The organism is Streptomyces sp. NPDC023723, from assembly GCF_040639815.1.
Lineage (GTDB): Bacteria > Actinomycetota > Actinomycetes > Streptomycetales > Streptomycetaceae > Streptomyces.
Window position 1 is genome coordinate 41,069 of the sequence record NZ_JBFAAP010000002.1, and the last position, 15,025, is coordinate 56,093.

General features: G+C 73.4%; 11 protein-coding genes and 1 pseudogene. 2 read left to right on the forward strand and 10 right to left on the reverse strand.

The window, feature by feature from the left end; genetic code table 11:
• Positions 1 to 117: 117 nt before the first annotated feature.
• The 4 genes from AB0G32_RS02980 to AB0G32_RS02995 all read right to left on the reverse strand — a co-directional run bounded on the left by AB0G32_RS02980 (position 118) and on the right by AB0G32_RS02995 (position 4,324).
• Positions 118 to 1,569, reverse strand: a complete 1,452-nt coding sequence (locus AB0G32_RS02980; protein ID WP_361157282.1) for a glycine hydroxymethyltransferase — start codon at positions 1,567 to 1,569, stop codon at positions 118 to 120.
• Positions 1,570 to 1,820: 251 nt separating this feature from the next.
• Positions 1,821 to 3,005: a glutathionylspermidine synthase family protein gene (locus tag AB0G32_RS02985; RefSeq protein WP_361157285.1), complete on the reverse strand. Its 1,185-nt coding sequence runs from the start codon at positions 3,003 to 3,005 to the stop codon at positions 1,821 to 1,823.
• 6 nt (positions 3,006 to 3,011) lie between these two features.
• Entirely contained in the window at positions 3,012 to 3,326 is a 315-nt protein-coding gene (locus AB0G32_RS02990) for a hypothetical protein (RefSeq protein ID WP_361157287.1), read from the reverse strand.
• A gap of 302 nt (positions 3,327 to 3,628) precedes the next feature.
• On the reverse strand, positions 3,629 to 4,324 hold the full coding sequence (locus tag AB0G32_RS02995) for a TetR/AcrR family transcriptional regulator C-terminal domain-containing protein (protein WP_361157289.1): 696 nt from the start codon (positions 4,322 to 4,324) through the stop codon (positions 3,629 to 3,631).
• A gap of 79 nt (positions 4,325 to 4,403) precedes the next feature.
• Here AB0G32_RS02995 and AB0G32_RS03000 point away from each other — a divergent pair, with 79 nt between their 5' ends.
• Positions 4,404 to 5,576: an FAD-dependent monooxygenase gene (locus tag AB0G32_RS03000; protein WP_361157291.1), complete on the forward strand. Its 1,173-nt coding sequence runs from the start codon at positions 4,404 to 4,406 to the stop codon at positions 5,574 to 5,576.
• 81 nt (positions 5,577 to 5,657) lie between these two features.
• Here the strand turns inward: AB0G32_RS03000 and AB0G32_RS03005 are convergent, their stop codons facing one another.
• Positions 5,658 to 7,049, reverse strand: coding sequence for a PLP-dependent aminotransferase family protein (locus tag AB0G32_RS03005; RefSeq protein WP_361157293.1), 1,392 nt, complete (start codon positions 7,047 to 7,049; stop codon positions 5,658 to 5,660).
• A gap of 46 nt (positions 7,050 to 7,095) precedes the next feature.
• Between AB0G32_RS03005 and AB0G32_RS03010 the strand changes: the two genes are divergently transcribed.
• Positions 7,096 to 7,614, forward strand: coding sequence for a carboxymuconolactone decarboxylase family protein (locus AB0G32_RS03010; protein ID WP_361157295.1), 519 nt, complete (start codon positions 7,096 to 7,098; stop codon positions 7,612 to 7,614).
• Between the two features lie 66 nt (positions 7,615 to 7,680).
• Here AB0G32_RS03010 and AB0G32_RS03015 read toward each other — a convergent pair whose 3' ends face one another.
• From AB0G32_RS03015 to AB0G32_RS03035, 5 genes and pseudogenes are all read right to left on the reverse strand, one after another.
• On the reverse strand, positions 7,681 to 8,643 hold the full coding sequence (locus AB0G32_RS03015) for an ABC transporter substrate-binding protein (RefSeq protein ID WP_361157297.1): 963 nt from the start codon (positions 8,641 to 8,643) through the stop codon (positions 7,681 to 7,683).
• 1 nt (position 8,644) lies between these two features.
• Positions 8,645 to 10,579, reverse strand: coding sequence for an ABC transporter permease subunit (locus tag AB0G32_RS03020; RefSeq protein ID WP_361157300.1), 1,935 nt, complete (start codon positions 10,577 to 10,579; stop codon positions 8,645 to 8,647).
• 58 nt (positions 10,580 to 10,637) lie between these two features.
• Positions 10,638 to 11,714 (reverse strand): glycine betaine/L-proline ABC transporter ATP-binding protein, encoded by a 1,077-nt coding sequence (locus AB0G32_RS03025; RefSeq protein ID WP_361157302.1) that lies wholly within the window; start codon positions 11,712 to 11,714, stop codon positions 10,638 to 10,640.
• Positions 11,711 to 13,267, reverse strand: coding sequence for a GMC oxidoreductase (locus tag AB0G32_RS03030; protein WP_361157305.1), 1,557 nt, complete (start codon positions 13,265 to 13,267; stop codon positions 11,711 to 11,713). The genes AB0G32_RS03025 and AB0G32_RS03030 overlap by 4 nt, the downstream gene beginning before the upstream one ends.
• Positions 13,268 to 13,396: 129 nt before the next feature.
• Positions 13,397 to 14,931 (reverse strand): annotated as a pseudogene (locus AB0G32_RS03035) (aldehyde dehydrogenase family protein).
• Positions 14,932 to 15,025 lie beyond the last annotated feature (94 nt).

The window sequence follows — 15,025 nt, forward strand, 5'->3', positions numbered from 1 at the left end:
TCCCGGTGCCGCGCGGACGCGCGCGAGCCGGGTGCCGCGTCCGGTCGAACGGACGCGGCACCCGGCTGGTGGTGGGCGCTGGTGGAGCCGGCCGGCCGGTGCGGCCGGCGGCGGGGATCAGCCGAGGTCGATCTCCGGGTAGAGCGGGAAACCGGCGACCAGGTCGGTGGCCCGGCGGGAGATCTCGTCGGCGATCTTGTCGTCCAGGACGTGGGACGCCTTGGAGGGGGCGCCGGACTTGGTGGTGCCGGGCTCGGCGGCGGTGAGCACCCGGTCGATGAGACCGGCGACCTCGTCCATCTCCGCCGTGCCCAGGCCCCGGGTGGTCAGCGCCGGGGTGCCGATGCGGATGCCGGAGGTGTACCAGGCGCCGTTCGGGTCGGCGGGGATGGCGTTGCGGTTGGTGACGATGCCGGAGTCCAGCAGGGCCTGCTCGGCCTGGCGGCCGGTGAGGCCGTAGGAGCCGGCCACGTCGATCAGGTTGAGGTGGTTGTCGGTGCCGCCGGTGACCAGGGTGGCGCCGCGCTTCAGCAGGCCCTCGGCGAGCGCGCGGGCGTTGTCGACGATGCGCTGGGCGTAGTCCTGGAAGGACGGCTGCCGGGCCTCGGCGAGGGCGACGGCCTTGGCGGCCATGACGTGCGGCAGCGGGCCGCCGAGGACCATCGGGCAGCCCCGGTCGACCTGGTCCTTGAGCGAGTCGTCGCACAGCACCATGCCGCCGCGCGGGCCGCGCAGCGACTTGTGCGTGGTGGTCGTCACGATCTGGGCGTGCGGGACCGGGTCGAAGTCGCCGGTGAGCACCTTGCCCGCGACCAGACCGGCGAAGTGCGCCATGTCGACCATGAGCGTGGCGCCGACCTCGTCGGCGATCTCCCGCATGATCCGGAAGTTCACCAGACGCGGGTAGGCGGAGTAGCCGGCGACGATGATCAGCGGCTTGAACTCGCGGGCGGAGGCGCGCAGCGCCTCGTAGTCGATGAGCCCGGTGGCCGGGTCGGTCCCGTAGGAGCGCTGGTCGAACATCTTGCCGGAGATGTTCGGGCGGAAGCCGTGGGTGAGGTGGCCGCCGGCGTCCAGGGACATGCCGAGCATCCGCTGGTTGCCGAAGGCGCGGCGCAGTTCGGCCCAGTCCTCGTCGGTCAGGTCGTTGATCTGGCGGACGCCGGTCTTCTCCAGGAACGGCACCTCGACGCGGGCGCCGAGGACGGCCCAGAAGGCGACCAGGTTGGCGTCGATGCCGGAGTGCGGCTGGACGTAGGCGTGCCGGGCGCCGAACAGCTCGCGGGCGTGCTCGGCGGCGAGCGACTCGACGGTGTCGACGTTGCGGCAGCCGGCGTAGAAGCGGCGGCCGATGGTGCCCTCGGCGTACTTGTCGCTGAACCAGTTGCCCATCGCTAGCAGGGTGGCCGGGGAGGCGTAGTTCTCGGAGGCGATCAGCTTGAGCATCTCGCGCTGGTCGGCCACCTCCTGGCCGATGGCGTCGGCGACGCGCGGCTCCACGGCGCGGATCACGTCGAGGGCGGCGCGGTAGGCGGTGGACTCGGTGGAGAGCGGCTGCTCGGCTGACATGGGGACCTCCGGGACGTCGGCTTTCAGCGTTCACGGTACGGGGGCCCAGGCGCACGGCACTGTTCCGGGGCCCTTGCGTAGGGGCCCGGGGGCCGCTCCCCGATGGTCGGTCCCATCCCAGCGCGCCAGTCACGGCCCGGGGGCCAGATTACCCGGCGGCCGGATGTGCGGTCGTAAAGCGTCCATCATGCGGGCGGTACGGCCAGGGGCTGGATCTCCGCGGAAGAAGGAGCAGAAGGAGAAGAAGGCGCCTAGAGGATCACGTGCGGCAGGAAGCGGGCGTACTCGTCCGTCACCAGGCCCGCCGACTCGCGGATGCCGAGCCCGGCCGACTCGTCCTCGACCACCCAGGCGCCCAGCACGACGTGGTTGCCGTCGAAGGCGGGGAGCGGGGCGAGGGCCTGGTAGCAGCAGGGCTCGTCGCGGGGGGCGGGGGCGGTACCGGGCTGGTGGATGGTGACGCCCGCGCCTTCGCGGCCGAGGAGGGGCTTGGCGACCCAGCCGGTGCTGCCGGTCAGCTCGCGGGGGCCGTCGAGGTAGGCCGGGAGGAGGTTGGGGTGGTCCGGGTACAGCTCCCACAGGATCGCCAGCAGCGCCTTGTTGCTGAGCAGCATCTTCCAGGCGGGCTCGATCCACAGGGTGCTGCCGGTGCCGCCGCCGTTGTCGAGGGTGGCCAGCACGTGCCCGGCGAAGCGGTCGGTGGTGAGCCACTCCCAGGGGTAGAGCTTGAAGCAGCTGCGGATGAAGCGGAGCCGGGTGTCGACGAACCGGCCGGAGAGGCGGTCCCAGCCGATGTCCTCCACCGAGATCGACTCGGTCTCCAGGCCGGCCTGCTCGGCGGTCTCCTTGAGGTAGGCGACCGTCATGAGGTCCTCGCCGAGTTCGTCGGCGGTGGAGTGCGCGAAGTACAGCGGGCTGCCGGGCGGGAGCAGGGCGGCCTGTTTCCGCCAGGCGTCGATCAGGCGCTCGTGGAGGGAGTTCCACTGGTCGGCGCCGGGGAAGCGCTCCTCCATCCAGAACCACTGCGGGGACGCCGCCTCGACCAGGGAGGTCGGGGTGTCCGCGTTGTACTCCAGGAGTTTCGCCGGTCCGGTGCCGTCGTAGCGCAGGTCGAAGCGGGCGTAGACGGAGGGGAGTTCGGCGCGGCGGTGCCACGCCTCGGTGACCGCCTCGGCCACGCGCGGGTCGGTGATGCCGAGGTCGGCGAAGCGGCCGGCGGTGACGATGTGCCCGGCGGCGGCCAGGCACATGCGGTGCAGTTCCTCGACGGTCTCCTCCAGCGCCTCGACCTCGGCCAGGGAGAAGACGTAGTAGGCGCTCTCGTCCCAGTAGGGGCGCAGGGAGTCGTCGGGGTAGCGGGTGAGGGGGTACACGAGCCCCTGCTCCTCGACGGTCTGCTGCCAGCCGGGGCGGGGTTCGATGGTGCGGCGCCGCATGGTGACTCAGCCGCCGCTGCTGCCGGAGCTGGAGCAGCCGAGGCCGCCGCGGTCGACGGCCTCGTCGCGGTCGAAGGTGCCGTAGTCGGCCCGGCCGCGGGCGACGTCGGAGTCGTAGTACCAGTCGGCAGCCGACCGGCTGGTGGCGGACTTGCAGTTCTTGTCGGCGACGACCTTGTAGCCGTCGGCGAAGGTGTAGTCGTCGCGGTCCACGCAGCGCCGGTCGGGCTCCGAGCCGCACGACGTCAGGGCAGCCGCGAGGACCCCCATACCGCCGAGCACGACGGTGCTCGACCGCAGCCGTCGCCGGGTCTCTGCCATGCCTGTTCCCCCTGTTTGTCCGTCTGTCGCACGGCAGTTGGCTCGCTCAGGTGTCCGACCGCCGTCGCAGGTGGATGGTACGGCAGAGGCGGGCGGGGGCGGTGGGGTGGTCGGCCGGTGAGGAGGTGGTCAGTAGGCGAATCGCCTGTGCTCTGTGCCCTGTGCCGGGCATTACCACCGCCCACGGCCGGGACCAGCCCGGCGTGCCAGAAGCCCGTCAGAGCCTTTACCGCGCGGCATCGGGCCTGTGCCACCACTACGACCTGGGCGATGGGCACCCGCGGCGCTCTTCGACTGATCCGTCACTCGGTGCGGGTCACACCGCGGATGATGATCGCGACTTCCGAGTCGAACATCTCGGCGGGGTCGGCCTCGGCGCCTCCGGCGAGGATGCGCCGGGTGGTGGGGTAGCGCCCGGTCGCCAGCCGCCGTCCGAGGTAGACGCCGACCGACGCCCGCCACTGGGTCTCGTCGGTGCCGGTATCCCGGCTCTGGCGCCGCTCGGTGACCTCGTTGCGGACGGCGCCGACCAGGTAGGCGTTGAAGACGCCGAGGGCCGGCACGAGGCGGTCGCCGCCGTCCGCCCCCAGGGCGCTCGCCAGGGCCGCGGCGGTGGCCTCCATCACGTCCAGGGCGTTGGGGCCCAGATGCGGTCGCCCGCCGATCAGTTCGACGAACCACTCGTGCCGCAGGGCGCTGTCGCGGGTGGTGACGGCGATGGTGCGCAGCGCCGACTCCCATCCGGACGCGTCGCCGAGCGCGGCCGCGATCTCGCCGTACACATTGTCGGCCATCAGGTCGAGCAGTTCTTCCTTGGTGGCGACGTAGCCGTACAGACGCATCGGGCTCACGTGCAGTTCGGCGGCGACCTTGCGCATCGAAAGGCCGGGCAGCCCCTCGGCGTCGGCCAGCGCGACCGCGGCCGCCACGATCCGCTCCCGGTCGATCGGCACGACCGTCCGGCCACGCGGTTCGGGGCGCTCCCAGATCAGATCCACCGTTTCACCGTACGTCGATCCGTTTCCGTACGGTGTACTGTTCTGTACGGCGTACGGTAATCGAGGAGTGGAGAGTGAGTTGAGCGCGATCAACAGGAAGACCGGGCAGACCGGGCAGACCGGGCAGACCGGGCCGCGGATCGTCATCGTCGGCGGCGGAATCGGCGGGCTGGTGCTGGCGGGGATGCTCCACCGGCACGGCGTCGCGGCCACGCTGTACGAGCGGGACGCCGGGCTGGACGCCCACGCGCCCGGAGGCAGCCTCGACCTGCATCCCGAGTCGGGACAGCGCGCCCTGGACGAACTGGAGCTGACCGCGGGCTTCCAGGCCGAGGCCCGGCCCGAGGGCGAGGACCTGCGGATACTCGACCGGGCCGGCAAGCTCCTCGGCCGCCGTGCCCCCGAGCCCGGCGACGGCACCCGGCCGGAGATCGACCGCGGAAGCCTGCGCGGGCTGCTGCTGTCGAAGGTGCCGGACTGCACCATCCGCTGGGGCCGCCACGTGACCGGCGTCGAGCCGCTCCCGGCCGGCGGTCACCGGCTGACCTTCGCCGACGGGGCGCAGAGCGACTGGGACGTCCTGGTCGGCGCGGACGGCGGACGGTCCCGCGTCCGCCCGCTGCTCACCGGTGCGCGCCCGGTGCACCTGTCCGCCTGCCTCCAGCTGACGATCACCGAAGCCGACCTGCGCCGGCCCCGGATCTCGCGGTTCGTCGGACCCGGCAGCCTGATGGCCCTGGGCGACAACCTCAACCTCGGAGCACAGCGGTCCGGGGACGGCACGATCCGCGTCTCGGTGACCGTGCGGACCGACGACGGCTGGATCGGCCGGCAGCGGTTCGACAACGGGGACTGGACCGGCACCGTGGCCCGGCTCCACGACATGTTCGCCGGCTGGGACCCGGAACTGACCGCGCTGATCGACGCCTGCGACCCGGGCTCGCTGATCGCACGGAACATCGAGGCGCTGCCGGTCGGCACCCGCTGGTCCTCGCACCCGGATGTCACCCTGCTCGGCGACGCCGCCCACCTGATGCCACCGGTGGGCGAGGGCGCCAACCAGGCGATGCTGGACGGCGTGCTGCTCGCCCGGGCGATCGCCGAGCACGCCGGTGACCCCGGCGCGGCGATCGCCGCCTACGAGACCGAGATGTTCGAACGCACGGCGGAGATCGGCGCGGGCTCGGCACAGATGGAGCAGCTGGGTCTCGCGCCCGACGCGGCCGAGCGGATGGCCGCCATATTCGGCTGACCGCGCGCCCCGAGCGCCTCGGCTCCTGCGCTCGGTGACGCCTCCCGCCGCCTGACGGACCCCTCGCCCTCGGCCCCTCCCCTACGGCAGCACCCGGCACAGCGCGTCCAGCGCCCCCGCCCAGGCATGGTCCGGCGGAGTGCCGTAGCCGACGACCACCGCGTCCAGGGGAGGTGCCGTCGCCTCGGGGTGGCGGAACAGGGAGAGGCCATAGAGGGCCAGGTTCTGCCAGGTGGCGGCCTGGACGACGGACTGTTCGGTGCCGGGTGGGAGGAGGAGTACGGCGTGCAGGCCGGCGGCGATGCCGGTGGCCCGGACGTCGGGGGCGCGCGCGGCCAGCGCCGTGACCAGGGCGTCGCGGCGGCGGCGGTAGCGCAGGCGGGCGGCGCGCACATGGCGGTCGTAGGCGCCGCGGGTGAGGAACTCGGCGAAGGTGAGCTGGTCAAGGGCGGAGCAGGTGGGGAGGTGGTTCTTGGCGGCCAGCACCTCGTCGAGGAGCGGTGCGGGCAGGACGGCCCAGGCCAGCCGGAGGCCGGGGGCGAGCGCCTTGCTGGCGGTGCCGAGGTGGACGACGCGGTCGGGGTCGAGGCCCTGGAGGGCGCCGACCGGCTGGCGGTCGTAGCGGAACTCGCCGTCGTAGTCGTCCTCCAGGACCAGCGCGCCGGTGCGCCGGGCCCAGTCCACGACGGCCGCGCGGCGGTCCGGGCGCAGTGCCATGCCCATCGGGAACTGGTGCGCGGGGGTGAGGAGGACCGCCCCGGCCGCCTCGGGCGGCGCGCTCGGGTCGGTGCCCTGGGCGTCGAAGGGCAGCGGGACGGTGCGCAGACCGGCGGCGGTGAGCAGGTCGCGGTGGATGTGCAGGCCGTAGGACTCGACGGCGACCGTGTGGACGCCGCGGGCCCGCAGCACCGCGCCCAGCAGGGACAGGGCGTACGCGGCCCCGTTGCAGACCAGGATCCGGGCCGGGTCGGCGTGCACGCCCCGGGCCCGGGAGAGGTAGCCGGCCAGGGCCTGCCGCAGTTCGGGACGGCCCCGGGGGTCGCCGTAGCCGAACGCCTCGTGCGGGGCCGTGAGCAGGGCCCGGCGGGCGGCCCTGAGCCACTCGGCGCGCGGGAAGGAGGCGAGGTCGGGGGTGCCGGGCCGCAGGTCGTGGACGGGGCGGGCGGGGATACGGCCCCGGGGCGCGGGGCCGGCCGGAGGCGCGGCGACGGGGCGGTCGGCGACCCGGGTGCCCGAGCCCTGCCGGGCGGTCAGCCAGCCCTCGGCGACCAGATCGGCGTAGGCGTCGGCGACCGTGTTGCGGGCGATGCCGAGGTCGGCGGCGAGGGTGCGGGAGGACGGCAGCCGGGTGCCGGGGGTGAGGCGGCCGGTGCGGACGGCCTCGCGGAGGGCGTCGGTCAGTCCTCGGCGCAGGCCCGGACCGGTCGGTTCCACATGCAGGTCGATACCGAGATTGGCCCAGGATTCCGTCACGGAAGTGGACCATACCCGTGGGCTGCTTCGTTCCTAGGGTGGACGCATGACGACACAGACCGGCACGACGACACAGACCGACACCTCGTACGCCGCCGAGCAGCCGCCCCGGCTCCAGTGGGCCAAGCACGCCCCCGAGGTCTACAAGGCGATGGTCCGGCTCGACGCCGCCGCCCGGAAGGGACTGGACCCCAAGCTCCTGGAGCTGGTCAAGATCCGTGCCTCGCAGCTCAACCACTGCGCCCTCTGCCTCGACATGCACACCAAGGACGCGCTGGCGCAGGGCGAGAGCGTGGAGCGGGTCATCCAGCTCAGCGCCTGGGAGGAGTCCCGGCACTTCTACACGGAGCAGGAGCTGGCGGCGATCGAGCTGACCGAGGCGGTCACCGTGCTGACCGACGGTTTCGTGCCGGACGAGGTGTACGAGAAGGCCGCGAAGCACTTCCCCGACGAGGCCGAACTGGCCCAGCTGATCGCCGCGATCACGGTGATCAACGCCTGGAACCGGTTCGGCGTGACCTGCCGGATGACGCCGGGGCACTACCAGCCGGGGCAGCACGCCTGAGACTCGCGGTCTCGCGGTCTCGCAGGCGACGTCTCGCGGTCTCGCAGGCGACACGGCGTACGCGGATCAGGGCAGCCACGCCCGCCATACGGCCGGGTGGCTGTCCACCCACCTCTTCGCCGCCTCCTGGGGCGACAGCTTCTGTTCGGCGATCATCAGGGAGACCTGGTTCTGGTCCTCGGTGGTCCACTCGAAGTTCTTCAGCAGCTCGGCCGCCTTGCCGCCGGCCCGCGCGAAGTCGGCGTTGAGGTACTTCTGCAGCGGGGTGACCGGGTAGGCGCAGTCGACCTTCGCGGGGTCGGCGTCGCAGCCCTCCTCGTAGGCCGGCAGCGTCACCTCCGTCATCGGGACCCTCTCGAACAGCCACTGCGGGGTGTACCAGTACGTCAGGAAGGGCTTCTTCGCCTTCGCGAACTGCTGGATCTGGGTGATCTGCGCGGCCTCGGAGCCGGCGAAGACGACCTGGTAGTCGAGGCCGAGGGTGGTCACCAGGGCCTTGTCGTTGGTGACGTAGGACGGGGAGCCGTCGAGGAGCTGGCCCTTGCCGCCGCTCTCCGGGGTGCGGAGCTGATCGGCGTACTTGTTCAGGTTCTTCCAGTCGGTGACGTCCGGGTGCGCCTTCGCGAAGTACGTCGGCACGAACCAGCCGATGTGGCCGGTGACGCCGAGGCCGCCGCCGTTCACGATGGTCCGCTTGTCCTGGACGTAGCGCTGTTCCTGCTCGGGGTGGCCCCAGTCCTCCAGGATGGCGTCGACCCGGCCCTGGCTGAGCGCGTCCCAGGCGGGCACCTCGTCGACCTGGACGGTGTCGACGCGGTAGCCGAGTTCGTGCTCCAGCAGGTACCGGGCGACGGCCACGTTGGCCTGCGCGCCGACCCAGGACTGCACGGACAGCGTCACCGTCTTCGCGCTCTGCGCGTTCGCGAACGGTGACGCCTGCTTGGTCATGTCGGCGGCGCCGCAGCCGGTCAGCAGGACCAGCGTGCCCGCCAGGGCAAGGGCGGTGGACTCGGGCCTCCGCAGCCGCATGTCAGGCTCCCTTCCGGGCACGGCGTTCGGTCGGTTGGGTGACCCGGTCGAGCATCAGGCCGAGGCAGACGATGGCCGCGCCGGCCACCAGGCCGGTCGCCAGGTCGCCCTGGGCCAGGCCGAAGACGACGCTGTAGCCGAGGGCGCCGCCGCCGACCAGGCCGCCGATGATGACGACGGCCAGGACCAGGACCACGCCCTGGTTGACGGCGAGCAGCAGGGCCGGGCGGGCCAGCGGAAGCTGCACCTGCCGCAGTTGCTGTCCGCCGGTCGCGCCGAGCGAGCGGGCCGACTCCAGGGCCGCCGGGTCGACCCCGCGCAGGCCCTGCGCGGTGATCCGGACGACGGCGGGCAGCGCGTAGACGACGGCGGCGGCCACGGCGGGGGCGCGGCCGACGCCGAACAGGGCGACGACCGGGATGAGGTACACGAACTGCGGCATCGTCTGGAAGACGTCAAGGACCGGGCGGAGCAGCCGTTCGAACCGGTCGCTCCGGGCCGCCGCGATGCCGGTGGCGAAGCCGATGACCAGGGTGACGGCGACGGCCGCCAGTACCTGGGAGAGGGTGTCCAGGGACGGTTCCCACACGTCGAGGACGCCGATCGCGGCCATTGCCAGTACGGCGGTGAGCGCGGTGCGCCAGGTGCCGATCAGCCAGGCCGGCGCGGCGACCACCAGGAGGACGGACCACCAGGGCAGCCACAGCAGGCCGTCCCGCAGCGGGTCCAGGACCCAGGTGGTGAAGTGGCCCGCCCAGTCGGCGGTGCCGCCGACGACCGGGACGCCGGAGTAGAGGTGGCCGGTCATCCAGTCGACGGCGCGGTTGACCGGTTCGGCGATGTCCAGCGCCCAGGACTCCGGCCACTCCAGGCGGCCGGCCAGCCGGCCGGCGAGGGCGACGGCCACGGCGCCGGCGAGCGCGGACAGCCGGCCCGCCCAGGACCCCGGTGCCTTCTCCGTCCGCTCCCCCGCCGCGCCGGTCACCCGGTCGAGGACGACCGCGAGCAGCACGATCGGGATGCCGGCCGCGAGGGCCGCGCCGACGTCGACCGCGGCGAGCGCCTGGTAGACCCGGTCGCCGAGGCCGCCGGCGCCGATGACGGAGGCGATGACGGCCATCGACAGCGCCATCATGATCGTCTGGTTGAGGCCGAGCAGGAGTTCCTTGCGGGCCAGCGGGAGGCGGGCGGTCAGCAGCCGCTGCCGGGCGGTGGTGCCGAGGGACTCGACGGCCTCCAGGACCTCCTGGTCGGCGCCGCGCAGGCCGAGCGCGGTGAGCCGGGCCATCGGCGGGGCGGCGTAGACGACGGTGGCCAGCACGGCGGCGGGGACGCCGATGCCGAAGACCAGGACGACGGGGAGCAGGTAGGCGAAGGCGGGCAGCACCTGCATGGTGTCCAGCACCGGGCGCAGTACCCGGTCGGCCCGGTCGGACAGCCCGGCGGCCAGTCCGAGGAGTACACCCACCAGCACCGAGACCAGCACCGCTACGGCCATCAGGGCGAGGGTCTGCATGGTCGGCACCCACATGCCGAGCAGGCCGCAGGCCAGGAACGCCACCGCCGTGCCGAGCGCGAGCCGGAGACCGGCCACCCGCCAGGCGACCAGCGCGCCGACCGCGGTGACACCCGCCCAGCCGACGGCGAGGAGGGCCAGGTAGCCGGCGCGTACGGCGAGCACGATCACGTTGCTGACGTGGCCGAAGAAGTAGAGGAACAGCGGGTGGCTGTCCCGGTTGTCGATGATCCAGTCGCTGACCTCGCCCAGCGGGCCGGAGACATCGACGGTGAGCGCGGCCGGCCAGCTCCCGCTGGACCAGCGGGCGTGGGCGAGGGGGGCGAGGACCGCGGCGGCGAGGGCGAGGAGGAGGAGTTTGCGGGCGGCGCGGTTGCCGAGGCTGCCGGTCGGGACGGCGGACGCCGTGACGGTCGTCATCGGACCGCCTCCCGCGCCTGATCCGTTCGGGCGACCACGCCCAGATCCCTGACAGTCGTCATCGGACCGCCTCCCCCGCCTGGTCCGTTCCGGCGACCACGCCGAGCAGTGCCGCCGCGTCCACCACCCCCACGCACCGGCCGTCCTCCATCACCCGGGCCGCGCTGCCGGTGCGGGCGACCGCCTCGATGGCCTCGGCGACGGTGGCGTCGGGGCGGACGGCGGGGCCCTGGCCCGCCTCCGCGGCGCCGGCGGCCGGCCGCATCGCCGTACGGACCGTCAGGACCTGCTCGCGCGGCACGTCCCGGACGAAGTCCCGTACGTAGTCGTCGGCGGGCGCACCGACGATCTCCTGAGGCGTGCCGAGCTGGACGACCCGCCCGTCCCGCATCAGGGCGATGCGGTCGCCGAGCCGCAGCGCCTCCTGGAGGTCGTGGGTGATGAAGACCATCGTGCGGCCCTCCTCGCGGTGCAGCCGCGCCACCTCCTCCTGCATGTCCCGCCGGATCAGCGGGTCCAGCGCGCTGAACGGCTCGTCGAACAGCAGCACCTCGGGATCGACGGCGAGCGCGCGGGCGAGGCCGACGCGCTGGCGCTGGCCGCCGGAGAGCTGGGCCGGGCGGCGCCGCTCCATGCCCGCCAGGCCGACCTTGGCGACGACGGCGGCGGCCCGTTCGCGCCGCTCGGCCCGGCCCATGCCCTGGATCTGGAGGCCGTAGGCGACGTTGTCGAGGACGGTGCGGTGCGGGAGCAGGCCGAAGTGCTGGAAGACCATCGCGGTACGGTGCCGGCGCAGCGCGCGCAGCCGGGTGCGGTCCATCGCCCGTACGTCGTCGCCGTCGATGGCGATGGCCCCGGCCGTCGGTTCGATCAGCCGGGTCAGACAGCGGACGAGGGTGGACTTGCCCGAGCCGGACAGGCCCATGACAACGAAGACCTCGCCCCTGCGCACCTCGAAGCCGACGTCCCGGACGGCGGCCGTGCAGCCGGTGCGGTCGCGCAGTTCGGCCGGGGTGAGGGCGGTCAGCTCCGGATCGCCGGGGACGCGGTCGGCCTTCGGGCCGAAGACCTTCCACAGGCCGTGCACCGAGAAGACGGGGGGCCGTTCGGCCGGGGTGGCGGGAAGGGCGCTCATCGGGCGTCACCCCCGGCCGGGGCGGCGGCCGCCGCGCCGATCAGCTCGGCGGCCTTCTCGCCGACCATCAGCACGCCGATCATCGGGTTGACGGCGGGCAGCGTCGGGAAGACCGAGGCGTCGGCGATCCGCAGGCCGTCCAGGCCGCGGACGCGCAGTTCCGGGTCGACCACCGCGAGGGGGTCGTCCGGCGCGCCCAGGCGGCAGGTGCCCGCCGGGTGGTAGACGGTGTGCGCGACCTTGCGGGCGTACTCGCTCAGCTCCGCGTCGCCCAGCACGTTCGGCCCCGGGCACACCTCGCGCTTGAGCCAGCCGGCCAGCGGCTCGGTCTTCGCGATCTCCCGGGCGATCCGGATGCCGTCGACGAGGGTGCGGCCGTCGTGGTCGTCGGGGTCGGTGAAGTAGCGGAAGTCCAGGGCGGGCTTGACGGACGGGTCGGCGCTGGTGAGGTGCAGACGGCCGCGGCTGCGCGGCTTGGGGATGTTCGGGGTCATCGAGACGCCGAACTCCGGGCGCCGGTAGCCCAGTCGCTCCGGATGGTCCGTGAACGGGATCTGGTAGAAGTGGAACATCAGATCGGGGCCCGGGTGTTCGGGGTCGCGGCGCACGAACAGGCCGGCGTCGGAGTCCATCGCGGAGTTGTCCGGGACGGGGCCGTCCGTCTCCCAGACGATCACCGACTCGGGGTGGTCGAGGAGGTTCTCGCCGACGCCGGGCAGGTCGTGCGCCACGGGTATGCCGAGCGCTTCGAGGTCGGCCCGCGGGCCGATGCCGGAGTGCAGCAGCAGCCGGGGCGAGTCGACCGCGCCGGCGCACACCACGACCTCGCGCCGGGCCCGGACGAGGAGTTCCGCGCCGTCCTTGGTGCGGACGTGGACGCCCTCGGCCCGGGGGCCGGCCAGCTCCAGGCGGTACGCCCAGGTCTCCAGCATGAGGGTGAGGTTGGGGCGCTCGTCCATGACCGGGTGCAGATACGCCACCGACGCCGAGGAGCGCTTGTTGTCCTCGGGGTGGTAGGCGAGGTCGAAGAAGCCGACGCCCTCGGTGAACGGCTTCTTGTTGAAGCCCTCGATCCGGGGGACGTCGAGTGCCTTCTGGGCGGCGTCGACGAAGTCGCGGGCGATGGCGTTCCGGTCCTTCTCGTCGACCGGCACGATGTGGTTGCGCAGCCGGGCCCAGTACGCCTCCATCGGCACCGCGCCCCAGCCCTCGGCGCCGGCCGCCTCCCACTCGTCCCAGTCGGACGGCAGCGGCTTGAAGGCGATGAGGGTGTTGTGCGAGGAGCAGCCGCCGAGCACCCGGGCCCGGCTGTGCCGGATGTGCGAGTTGCCGCGCGGCTGCTCGGTGGTGGGGTAGTCGTAGTCGAGTTCGCCGCCGACCAGTCCCATCCAGCGGCGCAGGGTCAGCACGTCGTCGCGGCCGACGTCGCTGGGGCCGCCCTCGATGACGGCGACGGTGGTGTCCGGGTTCTCGGTCAGCCGGGAGGCGATGACCGAGCCGGCGGTGCCGCCGCCGATGACGACGTAGTCGTAGACAGGGGGGTTCTGGGGCATGGGCGTACTCCAGGGGCCGGGGCGGAAGGAGACGGGGACGGGGGTCGGGGCGCGGGGACCGGGGGCGGGAGGACGGGGACAGGAGACGGGGACAGGGAGAGGAACCGGGAGGAGAGGGACCGGGAAGGGTCAGCCGGCGAACCAGCGGACGGGCGCGGGCGCCAGGTTCTGATAGACGTGCTTGGCCTCGCGGTACTCGGCCAGGCCCGCGGGGCCCAGTTCGCGGCCGGTACCGCTCTTGCCGAAACCGCCCCACTCCGCCTGCGGGAGGTAGGGGTGGAAGTCGTTGATCCAGACCGTGCCGTGCCGCAGCCGGCCAGCGACCCGGCGCGCACGGCCCGCGTCGGTGGTCCAGACGGCGCCCGCGAGCCCGTACTCGGTGTCGTTGGCGAGGGCGACCGCCTCGTCCTCGGTGCGGAAGGTCTCGACGGTGAGGACCGGGCCGAAGACCTCCTCGCGGACCACGCGCATCTCGCGGTGGCAGTGGTCCAGGACGGTCGGCCGGTAGAAGTACCCGGCCTCGGGGCGTACCGCCGAGGGGTCCGGGCGCCGGCCGCCGCAGCGCAGCACCGCGCCCTCGGCGAGCGCGGCGGCGACGTACTCCTCGGTGCGGGCGCGCTGCCGCTCGGAGACCAGCGGGCCGCACTCGACGCCGGGCTCGGTGCCGCGGCCGAGGCGGATCCGGTCGGCGCGGCGGGCGAGTTCGGCGACGAAGCGGTCCCGGACCGACTCCTCGACGATCAGCCGGGAGCCCGCCGAGCAGACCTGGCCGCTGTGCATGAAGGCGGCGTTGAGAGCGCCTGGTCGACGGCGGTGTCGAAACCGTCGGCGGTGGCGCAGGCGTCGGCGAAGACCACGTTGGGGTTCTTGCCGCCGAGTTCGAGGGCGACCTTCTTGACGGTGACGGCGGCGGCCTGGGCCACCTTGACGCCGCTGACCAGGCCGCCGGTGAAGGAGACCAGGTCGACGTCGGGGTGCTCGGCCAGCCGGGCGCCGACGGTGTGACCGGGACCGGTGACGAGGTTCGCGACCCCGGCCGGCAGCCCCGCCTCCACCAGCAGTTCGATCAGCGCGACGGTGGTCAGCGGGGTGATCTCGCTGGGCTTGAGCACGAAGGCGTTGCCGGCGGCGAGTGCCGGGGCGACCTTCCAACTGGCCTGGAGCAGCGGGTAGTTCCAGGGTGTGATCAGCGCGCAGACGCCGACCGGCTCGTGCACGACGACGCTGTGCACGTCGGGGGTGCCCGCGTCGACCACCCGGCCCGGGGCCTCGGCGGCGACCAGGTCCGCGAAGTAGCGGAAGGCGTCGGCGACACAGTCGACGTCGACCCGGCCCTCCTCGACGGTCTTGCCGGCGTCCCGGCTCTCCAGCAGGCCGATCCGCTCCCGGTCCCGGACCAGCAGACCGGCGACGCGGCGCAGCAGCGCGGCGCGGTCGGCGACCGGGGTGCGCGGCCACGGGCCCGCGTCGAAGGCGCGGCGCGCGGCGGCCACCGCGAGGTCGGCGTCCTTCGCGTCGCCCTCCGCGACGACGGCGAACGGCCGCCCGTCCGCCGGGTCGAGGACCTCCCGGGTGGCCCCGGAGGACGCCGCCAGCCACTCGCCTCCCACGTGAATGCCGGTGCGCTCCGCGTCGAGCTCTCGGGGTGCCGTTTCGTCCGCCATGCCCGGTGTCCGCCTTCCGTTCCTGATCAGCGCCCGTGTGTCAGATGGATGGATGCCACGCCGGGGACCGGGAGCCCTGCCCCGGTCGCCCGTT

What these genes read in the sequence shown, in the direction of transcription:
- AB0G32_RS03030 (WP_361157305.1), bottom strand. Translation starts at nt 13,267, where the DNA reads ATGCCCCAGAACCCCCCTGTCTACGACTACGTCGTCATCGGCGGCGGC.
- AB0G32_RS03020 (WP_361157300.1), bottom strand. Translation starts at nt 10,579, where the DNA reads ATGACGACCGTCACGGCGTCCGCCGTCCCGACCGGCAGCCTCGGCAAC.
- AB0G32_RS03010 (WP_361157295.1), top strand. Translation starts at nt 7,096, where the DNA reads ATGACGACACAGACCGGCACGACGACACAGACCGACACCTCGTACGCC.
- AB0G32_RS03015 (WP_361157297.1), bottom strand. Translation starts at nt 8,643, where the DNA reads ATGCGGCTGCGGAGGCCCGAGTCCACCGCCCTTGCCCTGGCGGGCACG.
- AB0G32_RS03025 (WP_361157302.1), bottom strand. Translation starts at nt 11,714, where the DNA reads ATGAGCGCCCTTCCCGCCACCCCGGCCGAACGGCCCCCCGTCTTCTCG.
- AB0G32_RS02985 (WP_361157285.1), bottom strand. Translation starts at nt 3,005, where the DNA reads ATGCGGCGCCGCACCATCGAACCCCGCCCCGGCTGGCAGCAGACCGTC.
- AB0G32_RS02980 (WP_361157282.1), bottom strand. Translation starts at nt 1,569, where the DNA reads ATGTCAGCCGAGCAGCCGCTCTCCACCGAGTCCACCGCCTACCGCGCC.
- AB0G32_RS02990 (WP_361157287.1), bottom strand. Translation starts at nt 3,326, where the DNA reads ATGGCAGAGACCCGGCGACGGCTGCGGTCGAGCACCGTCGTGCTCGGC.